We start from the raw sequence: 12,469 nt of genomic DNA, 5'->3' as shown, positions 1-12,469 counted from the left end.
GTGGTGTTCTGCAGTCGACGACTAGGTGAGATCGACCTTCGGATGAAGCGGTAGAATGGCTTGGCATGTGTAACCTATGTCCCTAGACATGTGTAACCCATGTCCCTGTGCCATACAGACCCGCCCACCCTACGTTCTCGCGGCTCTTCTGGCGTGCAGCGCCGCATGCACCCGGTCCAGCAAATCCTGGTGCTGGTAGGGCTTGGCCAGCACCTCCAGCGACTTGTCGCGCACCCCGCGCGCCGGTAGTTCGTCCATGTAGCCGGTGGTCACCAGCACCGGCATCCCCGGCCGCGTGGCGTGCACCTGCTCGACCAGCTGCAGTCCGTTCATCCCGCCCGGCATGATCACGTCGGTGAACAGCAGATCCACCGGTTCCCGGGCCAGGAGCTCGAGCGCGCGCTCGCCGCTCGGCGCCGACAGCACGTCGTAGTCGGCTGCCGCCAGCATGGCCTCGGCCAGCTCGCGCACGTCCTCGTTGTCTTCCACCACCAGGATGCGGCACTTGCGGCCCGCCGCGCGCGCCTCGCTGTCGGCGTCGCTGCCGTCTTCGCCTTCCTGGTGCAGCGATTGCCGCGCCACCGGGAAAATCATCCGCACCTGCGTACCTTGTGCGGGTTCACTGTCGATGTCGAGCCGGCCCTGCGACTGCTGCACGAAGCCGTGCACCATGGCCAGGCCGAGGCCGGTGCCCATGCCCTTGGTGGTGAAGAAGGGTTCGGTGGCGCGCTTGAGCACCTCGGGCGGCATGCCGTCGCCCTCGTCCATGACGCAGATGGCCACGTACTCGCCCGGCGGCAGGCGGTTGGCCAGGCGCCGTGATTCGTCGACCACCGACGTGCCCACCGTGACGGTGCCGCCGCGCGGCATGGCGTCGCGCGCGTTGATGACGACGTTGAGCAGCGCCATTTCCAGGTAGGTCGGATCGATCGAGCAGGAAGGCAGTCCGGGCCGCAGGTCGAGCCGCAGCTCGACCTTGTCGCCGAGCGTGCGCACCAGCATGTCGGAAAACTCGACCACCAGCGCATTCAGGCTGACGCGCTTATGCTCGAGGCGCTGCTTGCGCGCAAAGCTGAGCAGTTGCTGGGTGAGCTTGCCGGCTTGCATGGTTGCGCGCTGGGCGCGGCGGATCGGCTCGGCCGCCGCCGGCGTCTTGCCGGCCGTCAGCAGGGCCAGTTCGAGGTTGCCGTTGATCACCTGCAGCAGGTTGTTGAAGTCGTGCGCCATCCCGGCCGACAGCTGCCCGATCGCCTCCATCTTCTGCGCCTGCAGGTTCGACTCGAGCATGCTGCGGCGCTGGGTGATGTCCATCTGCGACGCGAAGAAATACAGCAGCTTGCCATCCTGGTCGAAGATCGGGCCGATGAACAGCGCATTCCAGAACGCTTCGCCGTTGGCCTTGTAGTTGAGCAGGTCGACCGCTACCGCGCGCGCTTCTTGCAGGGCATGGCGCACCTCGGCGACGGTGGCGCGGTCGGTGTCGGGGCCCTGCAGGAAGCGGCAGTTGCGGCCCAGCACGTCATCCTCTGCATAACCGGTGAGGTCGAAGAAGGCGCCGTTGGCGAACACGATGGGATTGTCTTCGAGGTTGGGGTCGGTGACGACCATGGGCATGCGCGTCATTTCGACGGCGGCGAAGAAGATATTGCCGCGCTCGTCCAGGCCGCCGCGCGCGATATAGCTGGCCTGCCAATGGTTCACCCCGGGCCCGCCGGTGGGCGAGACGGCATTGCCCTCGACCTCGCCGACGGCCTGCACGCCCATGCTTTGTCCACCACCTTGAACATCCAGTGGTTTGCTCAGGCGATCTTCATTGTCCGATCCAGTTGCCATGGTATCCCGGTGCTGCAGTGCGGCAGTGCCATCGTTCACGCCGGTGCAGGAGTGCGCCCGGCTTTGGTTCACTGTAGCCGGGGTAGGGGCCGCCATTCCGTACGTGACTTCACACAGCCAGCCGGGACACGCGCAGGTTTGCGCCTGATCAACGAGCTGCCTGGACCGGGCGTGCGCCTGCGGCGCCGTCGGTGATGATGATCTCGCCGATGCCGATGCCGAGCTTGCGCGAATCGCCCGGGTAGCCGAGCTCTTCCGGCGAGACCGGCTGCGGCACCTCGATCACCAGTGAGCGGGCGGTGCCGTCGGTGTCGAAGTGCAGGCCGATTTCCTGCTGGTGCCAGCCGACCTTGAATTCCTTGGTCTGGCCGCCGACGTGGATCTTGAACGGCAGCGTGGCATTCACGTCGTAGGCGCGGGCGGCCAGCACCACGCCGGCGCGGAGCGGCAGGGGCTGGGCGAAATGGATCACCACGCGCTTCGCATCCGACCAGCGGCCCCATTGCTCGATAAACGACAGGCCTTCGATGCCGGTGACGACCCGTGGATCCGGCGGGGCCGACAGTTTCACGTGGCTGAGCGTGCGCTCGGGTTCCGGCAGGCGCACCACTGTATACCAGGGCGTGCGCAGCACGGTGGTGGCGATGTGGCCGGGCACTTCGTATTCGCCCAGCATCAGCATCCACTTCTTGTTCAGCGGCAGCTGGTATTCGGCGACCTTGCCGAACTCGAGCACCATCGTGCTCGTGTCCGGGTGGTCGATATGGAATTGCGCCCGGATCATCATGCTCAGGTCGACGCCCGCGATCACTACCTGGCTGCGGTCGGCCGGCGGGACATGCTGGTGGACGAAGCGGGCCGCGTCGTCGGTCTTGGTCGGCGGGCGCAGCGAGGCCAGGTGCTTGTACACGCCCTGGTTGCTGGCCGCGTAGGCCGCCGGCAGCGCGAGGCACAGGAACAGCAGCGGCGCGACGCGCACCCGTGCCGCCCAGGCCAGGAGCACCAGCAGCTGGAGGCCCACCACGATGGGAAAGGCCTTGCCCTGCAGGTTGATGCCGTAGATGTCGGGACCGTCGACCACATTCATGGTGTAGTCGGGCAGCCCCCGGAACGACAGCAGCAGGAACGCGCCCAGCACCAGCGCCGGTACCCAGCGCAGCCAGGGCGTCTCGCGCGTTCCGCGCTCCTGGTCGCGCTGTGGCGCCACCGCCGCCGCGGCCACCACGGCCAGCAGCGGGAACACGAAGCTGTAATAGCGCAGGTGCAGGCGCAGGCCTTCGCGGCTGCCCTCGACGTGCAGGCCGGCGGTGTAGACGATGGTCAGTCCGGCGGCAGCGCCCAGCATCAAGAGCACGTACAGGTGCAGCAGGGTGCGTTCCCGCGCCGCCGGTTCGGCGCGCGTCCATGCCTCGCGCCGGCACAGCGCCCAGACCAGGATGGCCAGCGGCAGGGCATACATCAGTGCCAGCGTCATCAGGTGGCCGCGCGCGCTGACCAGCGCCGCTCCCAGCAGCACGAGCTTGTCGCTTCCCACCCTGGTCGATTCGTAGAAGTAGCCGAACAGGCTCAGGCCCGCCTTGCCGGCGAATACCCAGCCGAGCCCGTACTTGATGGCGAAGGCGCACGCGGTCGCCGCGGCCGCCATGGCCAGGCCGCGCAGGAACCAGGCGCCGCCGCGCTGCCAGCTTGCCGCCAGCAGGAACGGGACCAGGGCCGGCAGCAGGAAGACCGCATGCACCTTGACCAGACTCATCAGGCCAAGGACTGCGCCGGTCGCCAGCGCCTGCGATGCCGGGCGCCAGTCGCTGCCCTTCAAGGCCACATAGCTCAGCACACAGAAACCGAAGTAGTAGGTCGACTCCGGCATGAAGTAGGCGGTGAAGCTGTTCAGCGGCGCCAGCGCGCTCAGCACCGCGACACCGCACGCCACCGGGCCGCTCGCGTAGCGGCGCGCGAGCAGGTAGACGAAGGGGGCGCCGGCCAGGAAGAAGGCCAGGTTGCCGATCCGGACGCACTCGAGGAAGCCGTCGCCGCAGGCGCTGCTGGCGCTGAACATCCACAGGTAGAGCCAGGACGGCAGCATCGAATCGGCCAGCGGCGTCAGGCGTGCCATCTTACTGTAATACCACTCGTCGGCGAAGACGCTGGGTTGCAGGCCGGCGTTGCGCCCGTACAGGAGCCAGGCGATGCAGGCGAGGACGATGGTCAGGGCCAGTGGCCAGATGGGACGGCTGGTCTTGCTAGTCGTTGCAATCATGTCTCGTCTTTATTGTAGGGTGGGCGGGTCTCCCGCCCACGCGGTCAAATCACGGTACTGAGGCCTGCTCGGCTGTTCCATTGCTGCTCGAACGCGTGGGCGGCGAAGCCGCCCACCCTACGGGCCGGCTCTTTCCTCGATCCGCAGCCGGGTCAGCGAAATCCCCAGCAGGCGGGTATCCGTCGAATTCCCTTGCTCGCTCGGCCGCTGCGGATGCGGCACCTCGATGACCAGGGTCTGCTGGCGGCCGTCGGTATCCAGGTCGAGCACCACTTCGCGCGCTTCCCAGGGCAGGCGGAACTCGGTACTGGCATCCCCCACGCGCAGTACGAAGGGGGCCCCGATGTTGGCGCCGAAGGCGCCGGCCTTCAGGATCACCGTCAGGCGCGCCGGCAACGGCTGCGCAAAACCCAGCTCGACGCGCGGGCCTTCCGACCAGCGCCCCCAGGCTTCCACACCCGCCAGGCCGGTGCCCGTCACCACCGGCTGGCCCGCACCCGGCGCCACGTTGAACGCGAATTCGCTGACCAGGCTGCGCTGCGAACGCGGCAGCTTGACGATCGTGAACGCCTCGTTGCTCACCGTCGGGACCAGCTCCGGCGGCAGCGGATGGCGGCCCACCGCAACCAGCCAGCGCGCCTGCGAAGGCAGGCGGTAGGCCTCGACCGGGGCGCCGTCCGGCAGGTCGAGGAACAGCATGTCGGGATGGTCGATGTGGAACTGGGTGCGGAACAGGTCGGCCCCGTTGGCGACGATCATGGTGGCGCCGCGCTCGGCGCGCGGAATCAGGTCGCGCGCGGCGATGCCGGCGCGGTCCGCCGGCGTCGGCTGTTCGAGGTGGACCAGGTAGCTGCGTACCTCGAGGTCGGTGGCGTACAGGGCCAGCGGCAGCGCCAGCAGCAGCGCGCCCCGGGCCGCGATGTGCCGGTAGCGCAGCCACAATGCCAGCAGCAGCGCCTGCACGACAAACAGGACGGTGGCCGCCTTGCCGTGCCTGACCAGTGTCGTGAATTCCGGGCTGTCCGTCACCCGCGGGTCGAAGCCAGGCAGCAGGAACCATGCCGCCGCCAGCAGGCCGGCCAGCGCCAGGGCGACCAATGCCGGCGCCATCGGGACACGACGGGCGCCGGCGCGTTCCGGGTCCTTGCGTGTTGCAGCGGCGGCAGCGACGACCAGCAGCAGGGGCAGCGCGAAACTGTAATAGCGCGAGTGCAGGCGCAGGCCTTCGAGCGGTCCCTCGTGGGCAATCGAGGCGGTATACAGGACGGCAAGGCCGAGCGCCGAGCCGAGCATGAGCACGGTGAAGGCAAGCAGTGGTCCGAGCGGATTGCCATCGCGCCAGGTATCGCGGCGCAAGAGGGCGTGCAGCAGCGCCGCCAGTGGAATCGCCAGCAGCGCCGCCAGCGCCATCGCATGGCCGCCCGCGCTGACCGAAGCGGGAGCGAGGCGCGCCAGCAGGCTGTGCTGCGAGGCCGAGCTGGCGCCGGCCCCGTAGAAGGCGCCGAACAGGGTCAGGCCGGCCTCGCCCGCCAGCAGCCAGCCGAGCAGCAGCTTGACCACGGCGGCGCTGACGGCGGCCAGTGCCGCGGCGCCCAGTCCGCGCGCCAGCCAGGCGCCACCCGAAGCGCCGCCGGCGGCACGCACATGGCTGGCGTACAGCAGATACAGGCACAGCGCCGGCAGCAGGAAGACCGCGTGCACTTTCACCAGGCTCATCAGGCCGAGGGTGGCGCCGGCGGCCAGCGCATGCGTCCACTCGCGCCACGCCAGCCCGGCCAGGGCCACCCAGGCCAGTACCGCGAAGCCGAAGAAGTACATCGACTCCGGCATGAAGAAGCTGGTGTACAGGTTCAGTGGCAGCAGCAGGGCCAGCAGCGCCACCGCGCAGGCCAGCGGCGCCGTCGTCACGCGCCGCGCGACCAGGTAAAGGAAAGGGGCGGCGCCGACGTGGAACACGACGTTGCCGATGCGGGCGCAATCGAGGAAGCCGGGGCCGCAGCTGCTGCTGGCGCCGAATACCAGCAGGTAGAGCCAGGACGGCAGCACCGCTTCCGACAGCGGGACCAGGCGCGCCAGTTTGCTGTAGTACCACTCGTCGGCGAAGACGCCGGGCCGCAGGCCTAGGCTGCGCTGGAGCAGGTACCAGCCGACCAGGGCCATGCCGAGCCCGAGGAGGAGGGCGGGAATGCGCCCCTTGGCAATGCGTGCGCCAGTGTTCACTTGAAGATCCAGTATTTACCGAGCAGGAAGCCGTTCACCGCCACCAGCGGCAGCGACAGGATCTTTCCGAGCAGGGGATTGCCGAGGGTGGACTGGGCCAGCGCCACGCAGCCCAGGGTGAGTGCATAGTTGAGGGCCACCAGGCACAGGTAGCGCGCGAAACTGGCGGGGTTGGCGGCCCTGTTGAAGGTGACGCCGCTGTGGAAAGCGAAGTTGACCAGCAGCCCGGCCGCGAAGCCGGCGCTGGCGGCCGCCGTGTGGTGGAACCCGGCCTCCAGCAGCAGCTGCATCAGGCCGATGTCGACCAGCGCGCACAGCAGGCCCCCGGCCACATAGACGGCGAACTGGCGCGAGGCGAGCTTGGAAGCAAGCTTGGCCGGGCTCATGGCTTGCTGCGGTACAGCGTCTTCTTGTGCAGTGGACGGCGCGGCACCGAGGCGACGTCGTGCGCCAGGAAGGCAAGGATCAGCTGCACCCCCATGATCACGGGCAGCGCGGCCAGCATCACGGTGCCGGCCGGGGTCTCGACCCCGGTGCGCGCCGAGGAGATCCAGTGCGACAGGCCGTAGACGGTGCCGAACAGGCTCAAGAGGATCCCCAGCGGCAGCTCGATCGAGGCCACCGACATGTTGCGCAGGTAGTAGTTATAGAAGATGCGCTTGCCGAAGTTGCGCAGGTGCTTGCCGAAGAATTCGGTGGCGACCTTCGAGATCTTGAGGTTGCTGACCTCGTCGCCGTAGACCGCGTCCATCGGCACGTCGGTCACCACCCCGCCCAGGATGTTCAGGCGGAACAGCATGTCCGACTCGAAGAAGTAGCGCTTGCTGATCTTCTCGAAAGGCAGGAAGCGCGCGCAGTCGGCGTGGATCGCGGTATAGCCGTTGGTCGGGTCGAACAGGTCCCAGTAGCCCGAGGACAGCTTGGTGATCAGGGACAGCACCGCATTGCCGAACAGGCGCATCGGCGGCATCGCGCCCAGGCGCTCCAGGTTGAAGAAGCGGTTGCCCTTGGTGTAGTCGGCTTCGCCGGCCAGGATTGGCGCCACGAAATTCGGGATCAGGGCGCCGTCCATCTGGCCGTCGCCGTCGATCTTGACCATCACCTTGGCGCCGTCCGCGATCGCGGCGCGGTAACCGGTCATGACGGCGCCGCCGACGCCCTGGTTCTCGGCGTGCTCGAGCACCACCACGCGCGGGTCGCTGCAGTGTTCGCGCACGAATGCGCCGCTGCCGTCCGGGCATTTGTCGTCGACCACGTAGATGCGCGCGACTTCGGGGCCGATGCCGGCGATCACACCCAGGATGTGGCGGGTGACCTTGTAGCTGGGGATCACGACCGCCACCGCGTCGGGCACGCCGATGGGCGAGGTGGCGAAAGGAAGATTCACGGTAGTGGCGTCTGGAGCGTTCATGGCTTGCTGGGGGATTGTCGTACGCTGATCTCGCGCAGGAAGAAGGCGAGAGGGCGCGGGTCGCCCGGACCGGGAGCGGTGGGCGAGGCGTGTTCGAATTCGATGTCGAGGGTGGCGGCGCGCGCTGCTTGCGACACCGGCGCAGGAAGCGCCAGCGGACCGGTCTGGTCGAGCGCATGCCAGCCGAGATCGATCCCGTTCACGAGGACGCGGGTCTGGCGGTTCGGCGCCAGGTAGTTGCCGGTGATGAGCAGGGCCTGGATCGCGCCGCCGTCCACCTTCACGCGCACGCGCGAACGTGCGCCGACTGACCAGGCGCCGTCCCATCCGGGACCGTTCGCTTCCAGATGGCTCCATCCCGATCCCAGGGTGACGGCCTGGCCGGCGCGCAGGGCGTCGAACCGGAAGCTGCGCTGCACGTGGCCGCCGGCGACGCAGCGCAGCGGCCCATCGATGTAGCGCCAGCCGCGTGCGCTCTGCACCGCCGGCAGGCTGGGGTCGAGGCTGGCGCCGCGGCCGCACAGCTGCTCGTCCAGGTGGGCGTTGGATGTATGGACAAGGGTTTTCAGTTCCTTGCCATCGGGGCCACGCAGGACGTAGTACTTGTCTGACTGGATGTAGTCGTCGTGGTGGCCGGCGCGCTCGGCGAAGATCTCGGGCTCCGGATGGTAGAACTGCGGTGCGCGCTCCAGCACCCACTCGGCGGCCGGACTGAAATGGACGTAGTTGTATTCGGATGCATGGTCCACGGCCGCTGCCTGGCTGGCCGCCAGCAGCACGACCGCCAGCTGAGGCCAGCGCGGCATGCCGCGCAGCCGCACCAGCAACGCGAACACCAGCGGCATCGCGGCCCAGAAGGCGTAGCGCATCGGGCCGGTCGCGCCGGAGTTCCAGTTCAGCACGGCTAGCGCGGGCAGGGCGAGCGCCAGCGTGAGCAGTGCGGACAGCAGCAGCACGCCGCGCGCGCGGACGTCCATGCGCGGCAGCAGCAGGAGCAGCACTAGCAGCAGGCCGGGCACGCCAACGATCATGCCCTGGTTCAGGTCGAAGTAGAACGAGGCCAGGCGCGTGGCGCCGATCAGGCCCGGGTCGGAGAACAGCTTGGCGATGATGTTCGGGACGCCGAACTGCCACAGGTTGAACAGCGGCGGCAGCGCGAACACTGCCACGCCGGCCGCCAGGCCGAGGATGGTGCGGCGGGTCAGCTGGGCGCGCAGGTTGGAAACAAAGCCTTGCTGGCGGTCGTAGTCGAGCCACACCTTGAACAGGGGCGCGAAGGCGAAGAAGAACACGATGGTCGGATTCTGCTGCCCGGCCAGGCCGGCCAGTACGCTGCCGGCGATCGGCGAGCCGCTGGTGTAGAACAGCAGGCCCGCCAGCAGCAGGGCGGCGCTGACGCATTCCGGGCTGCTCCAGTGCAGGTAGAGGGCGCCGCCGCACAGCATGAACAGCCCGAGGCCGAGCCAGGCCTTGGCCTCGGAGCCGAAGAAGCAGCGCAGCGCCAGCCCCAGCACGAACACGGCCGCCAGGTTGACCGCCTGGAAGGCCTTGAATGGCTGCATCCCGAGTGCCTCGAACAGCTTGAACGGCGCGGCGGCCAGCAGCGAATAACCGAAGTAGTGGACCGGGAACACGTCGCCCTCGCGCCCGCGCACGAAGGCCGCGTACAGCTGCTGCTCTCCCGCGCGCATGCCGCGCTCCAACAGGTCGTAGGGGCCTGCGAACATGCCGGGCAGCAGGGTGCGTACGCGCGCGATATCTTCCAGGCGGATGTCGGGCGAGCCGTGGTCGGCGATCGCCACGGTGGCCACCGTGTATTCGACCACGTCGCCGCCGAAATACGGCTCGTACATGGCCAGCAAGGCGCACAGCGCCAGCGCCACCAGCACCGGGAAGCGCCAGCGTTCAAGCACGGCCGTTATCCGTACCGGGAAGGCTGCGATACCACTGCTGGCGCACCAGGCCGTCGAGCACCTGCCGGGCGCTCCCGTCCCAGGTCAGCCATGGCATGCCGGTCGATTGCGGCGCCTTGCCTTCGCCCAGCAGGCCAAGCCAGGCGTGGATCGCATCGGCCAGGTCGGCCGGGGCCAGGCCGTCGAAGTAATAGGCGTGCTCGCCCGCCACTTCGCGGAACACCGGCAGGCTGCGCGCGATGATCGGAATGCCGTGCTGGGCCGCCTCGATCAGCGGCAGGCCGAAGCCTTCGCCTTCGGACGGCGACAGCAGGGCCGAGGAGGCGGCGTACAGCTTGAGCAGCATCTCGTCCGAGATGCCGTTCATCCAGAACAGGCGTTTCGATTTCTCCGGGTGGTTGGCCATGCGCTCGCACAGCTTTTCCATCATCCAGCCCTGCTTGCCGACCACGACCAGGTTGACGTCTTCGCCGCGTTCCCACAGCAGCTCGAAGGCGTCCAGGGTCTGGGTGTGGCCCTTGCGCGGCTCGACCGTGCCGACCATGATGAAGCTCGGGCGCTGCTTGAGGGCCGACAGAACATGGTCGGCGTCCGGCGGCAGGCCGAAGCTCGGCGCGCTGGCGTCGATGTCGGCGCCCAGGTGGAAGTGGCCGAGTTTCAAAGGCGCGCGCCGTTCCAGGCCCTGGGCCGCGATCCAGCCGGCCAGCTCGTCGGCCACCGCGCGCGAGATGCACAGCACGCCGTCCGACACCTTGTGCACGGTGCGCAGGAAGTCGCCGAAGTACTGTTCGGTCCCGAAGGGGAAGACGTCCGGGCGCAGCATCGGCAGGATGTCGAACACCACGAAGTAGATGCCGACGCCGCGGTCGCGCATCGATTGCAGCAGGTTTTCGTTTTGCGAGGTGCCGTTGGTGAACAGGTCGAGGCCGAAGAAGATGTCGCCCGGGCGCAGGTCGACCGGCGCGTCTTCCATGGTCAAGCCGGTCTCGCCCACCATGTTCAGGCCGAACTGGCGCGCGTACTGGTAGCTGCGGTTGCCGCCGTGCGAGTAAACCGGCTCGATCCGGAAGCCCGGCGGCGGGTCGGCGACCAGGGACAGCAGGATGCTGCGCACCACGCGCTGGATGCCGGTCTTCAGGTCGGACTGCACCACGGCGGACACGTCCACCAGCAGCTGGCGAGGCGCGGTGGCCGGGCGGTTGAAGGCGATCGCCGCCGCCAGCTGCGGCAGCTCGGCGTCGCTTGCCTGCGGCGCGGTGGCGCGCACCACCTTGCGGTAGGCGGCCTGTGGGCTGCGCGCGGCGTAGCCCTCGATGGCGTCGAAGTACAGCTTGCCGACATGGGCCGGCGCATGCTCGCGTTCCATGTGAGCGAGTGCTCGCTGCGACAGGCCGGCGCGCAGGCCGGCATCGCTGCGCAGGCGTTCCAGCGCATCGGCCAGCTCCGGCGTCGTGAAACCATCCCGCAGCTTCACCAGCAGCGCGTCGCTGATGGAGGCGGTCGAGCCGTGGGCGTTGACGACCGTCGGGATGCCGTACAGCAGGCAGTCGAGCACCGAGGCCGAGGTTTCGCCGCGGGTCGCCGCGCGCAGCTGCACCGCGCAATCGCTGGCGGCAAGATAGTCGGCATAGGTGGCGGCATCGACGAAGCCGGCGATGCGGATGCGGCCGGCGGCTGCGCTGGCGGCGATTTTCTTCAGCAGGCCGGCTCCGTACAGGCCGGGGTCGTTCTCGCCGACGAATACCAGGCGGCACTGGCTGTCCGCCGCCAGCGGCGAAGCCTGGTAGGCGTCGAGCAGTTCTTCATTGAGCTTGGTGCGGCCCAGCATGCCAAAGCTGGTGACGAGGAATTCGTCGTCGCCGATGTCCAGGCGCTTGCGGGCGGCCGCGCGCGCATCAGGCGTGGCCGAACCCTCGGGACGGCCGCGCAGCAGCGGGATGGTCTGCCAGCCATCGGCGGCGCCCGGTCCGTACCATTCGGTCGCCAGTTCCTTCGAGAAGTCGGCGTGGACGATTACACCGGCGGCATTGTCGAGTACACCCTTGTTGACCGGGTACTTCCAGATCGACGGATTGCGGCCTTCCTTGCGGTGGCTGAGCAGGCCGGTGTAGCCGTGCGATTCGTACAGCGCCTTCAGGAAGCCCTGCGGCAGGTATTCCTCGCGCTCGAGGTTGTCGAGCACGCCCGAGAAATAAAAATCGTGCAGCACCACGATGCCGGGCACCTCGCGGATCAGCGCGAACATGTGCTGGTGCGCGTGCGAATTGCCGACGTGGTAGACCACGCGTTCGAATTCGTGCGCATGGTGGCGCAGCCAGTCGGGGGCGCGCAGCGGCAGGCCGTCCAGGCGCGCGTCCTCGACGCGTTCCTGGTCCACGACCAGCGTGATGTCATAGAACTTCGCCAGCTCCGGCACCAGCTCGGCGCTGTAGTCGGCGATCCCGGATTTGACCGGCGGCAGCGGAGAGACGTAGGCCAGCTTCGGACGCGTGGCTTGCGGATGCGCGACGCGCTCGGCGGCGGTGGCATCCAGCTCGGCCAGCAGGGCGGCGGCGTCCTTGTCCAGGTCGTTTGGTGCCAGCACCACGTCGGGCGACAGGCTGGCCAGCGCGTGTTCGCGCAATGCCGGGTGCAGGCGCGGGTTGCCGGTCAAATCGACCGCGCGGACGCGGCCGGGGAAGGCAATGCGCAGGTCTTCCAGCAGGCTGGCGTTGGACAGGGGAGCAGCAATCCACAGTTCGCGGCTACCGGCGGCGGCCGCGAATGCCTTTGCACGATTCAGCGAGGGCGCGATGCCGTCCTGCGCGTGAAGAAAGTCGATGACGATACGCATTG

At 68.3% G+C, this 12,469-nt stretch carries 7 protein-coding genes; all 7 read right to left on the bottom strand.

All coding sequences use genetic code 11. The annotated features are described in order from the left end of the window. Positions 1-129 precede the first annotated feature (129 nt). Complete coding sequence (locus AC56LU_RS23790) at positions 130-1,764, bottom strand: response regulator (protein ID WP_497178075.1); 1,635 nt, start codon at positions 1,762-1,764, stop codon at positions 130-132. Between the two features lie 217 nt (positions 1,765-1,981). Next, positions 1,982-4,090: an ArnT family glycosyltransferase gene (locus AC56LU_RS23785; protein ID WP_497178074.1), complete on the bottom strand. Its 2,109-nt coding sequence runs from the start codon at positions 4,088-4,090 to the stop codon at positions 1,982-1,984. A gap of 117 nt (positions 4,091-4,207) precedes the next feature. After that, a complete protein-coding gene (locus AC56LU_RS23780; RefSeq protein WP_497178073.1) occupies positions 4,208-6,310 on the bottom strand; it encodes a DUF7024 domain-containing protein in 2,103 nt (700 codons plus the stop codon). Further along, a complete protein-coding gene (locus AC56LU_RS23775; RefSeq protein ID WP_497178072.1) occupies positions 6,307-6,696 on the bottom strand; it encodes a GtrA family protein in 390 nt (129 codons plus the stop codon). Before AC56LU_RS23775 ends, AC56LU_RS23780 begins: the two co-directional genes overlap by 4 nt. Beyond that, positions 6,693-7,721, bottom strand: a complete 1,029-nt coding sequence (locus tag AC56LU_RS23770; protein WP_497178071.1) for a glycosyltransferase family 2 protein — start codon at positions 7,719-7,721, stop codon at positions 6,693-6,695. The genes AC56LU_RS23775 and AC56LU_RS23770 overlap by 4 nt, the downstream gene beginning before the upstream one ends. After that, positions 7,718-9,634: a hypothetical protein gene (locus AC56LU_RS23765; protein ID WP_497178070.1), complete on the bottom strand. Its 1,917-nt coding sequence runs from the start codon at positions 9,632-9,634 to the stop codon at positions 7,718-7,720. The genes AC56LU_RS23770 and AC56LU_RS23765 overlap by 4 nt, the downstream gene beginning before the upstream one ends. Then, a complete protein-coding gene (locus tag AC56LU_RS23760; protein WP_497178069.1) occupies positions 9,627-12,467 on the bottom strand; it encodes a glycosyltransferase in 2,841 nt (946 codons plus the stop codon). The genes AC56LU_RS23765 and AC56LU_RS23760 overlap by 8 nt, the downstream gene beginning before the upstream one ends. Positions 12,468-12,469 lie beyond the last annotated feature (2 nt).

The sequence above is a fragment of the Telluria sp. PB2R4 genome (genome assembly GCF_059685695.1).
This window is presented reverse-complemented; position numbering and strand designations above follow the sequence as displayed.

What these genes read in the sequence shown, in the direction of transcription:
- AC56LU_RS23770 (WP_497178071.1), bottom strand. Translation starts at nt 7,721, where the DNA reads ATGAACGCTCCAGACGCCACTACCGTGAATCTTCCTTTCGCCACCTCG.
- AC56LU_RS23775 (WP_497178072.1), bottom strand. Translation starts at nt 6,696, where the DNA reads ATGAGCCCGGCCAAGCTTGCTTCCAAGCTCGCCTCGCGCCAGTTCGCC.
- AC56LU_RS23760 (WP_497178069.1), bottom strand. Translation starts at nt 12,467, where the DNA reads ATGCGTATCGTCATCGACTTTCTTCACGCGCAGGACGGCATCGCGCCC.
- AC56LU_RS23785 (WP_497178074.1), bottom strand. Translation starts at nt 4,090, where the DNA reads ATGATTGCAACGACTAGCAAGACCAGCCGTCCCATCTGGCCACTGGCC.
- AC56LU_RS23790 (WP_497178075.1), bottom strand. Translation starts at nt 1,764, where the DNA reads ATGGGCGTGCAGGCCGTCGGCGAGGTCGAGGGCAATGCCGTCTCGCCC.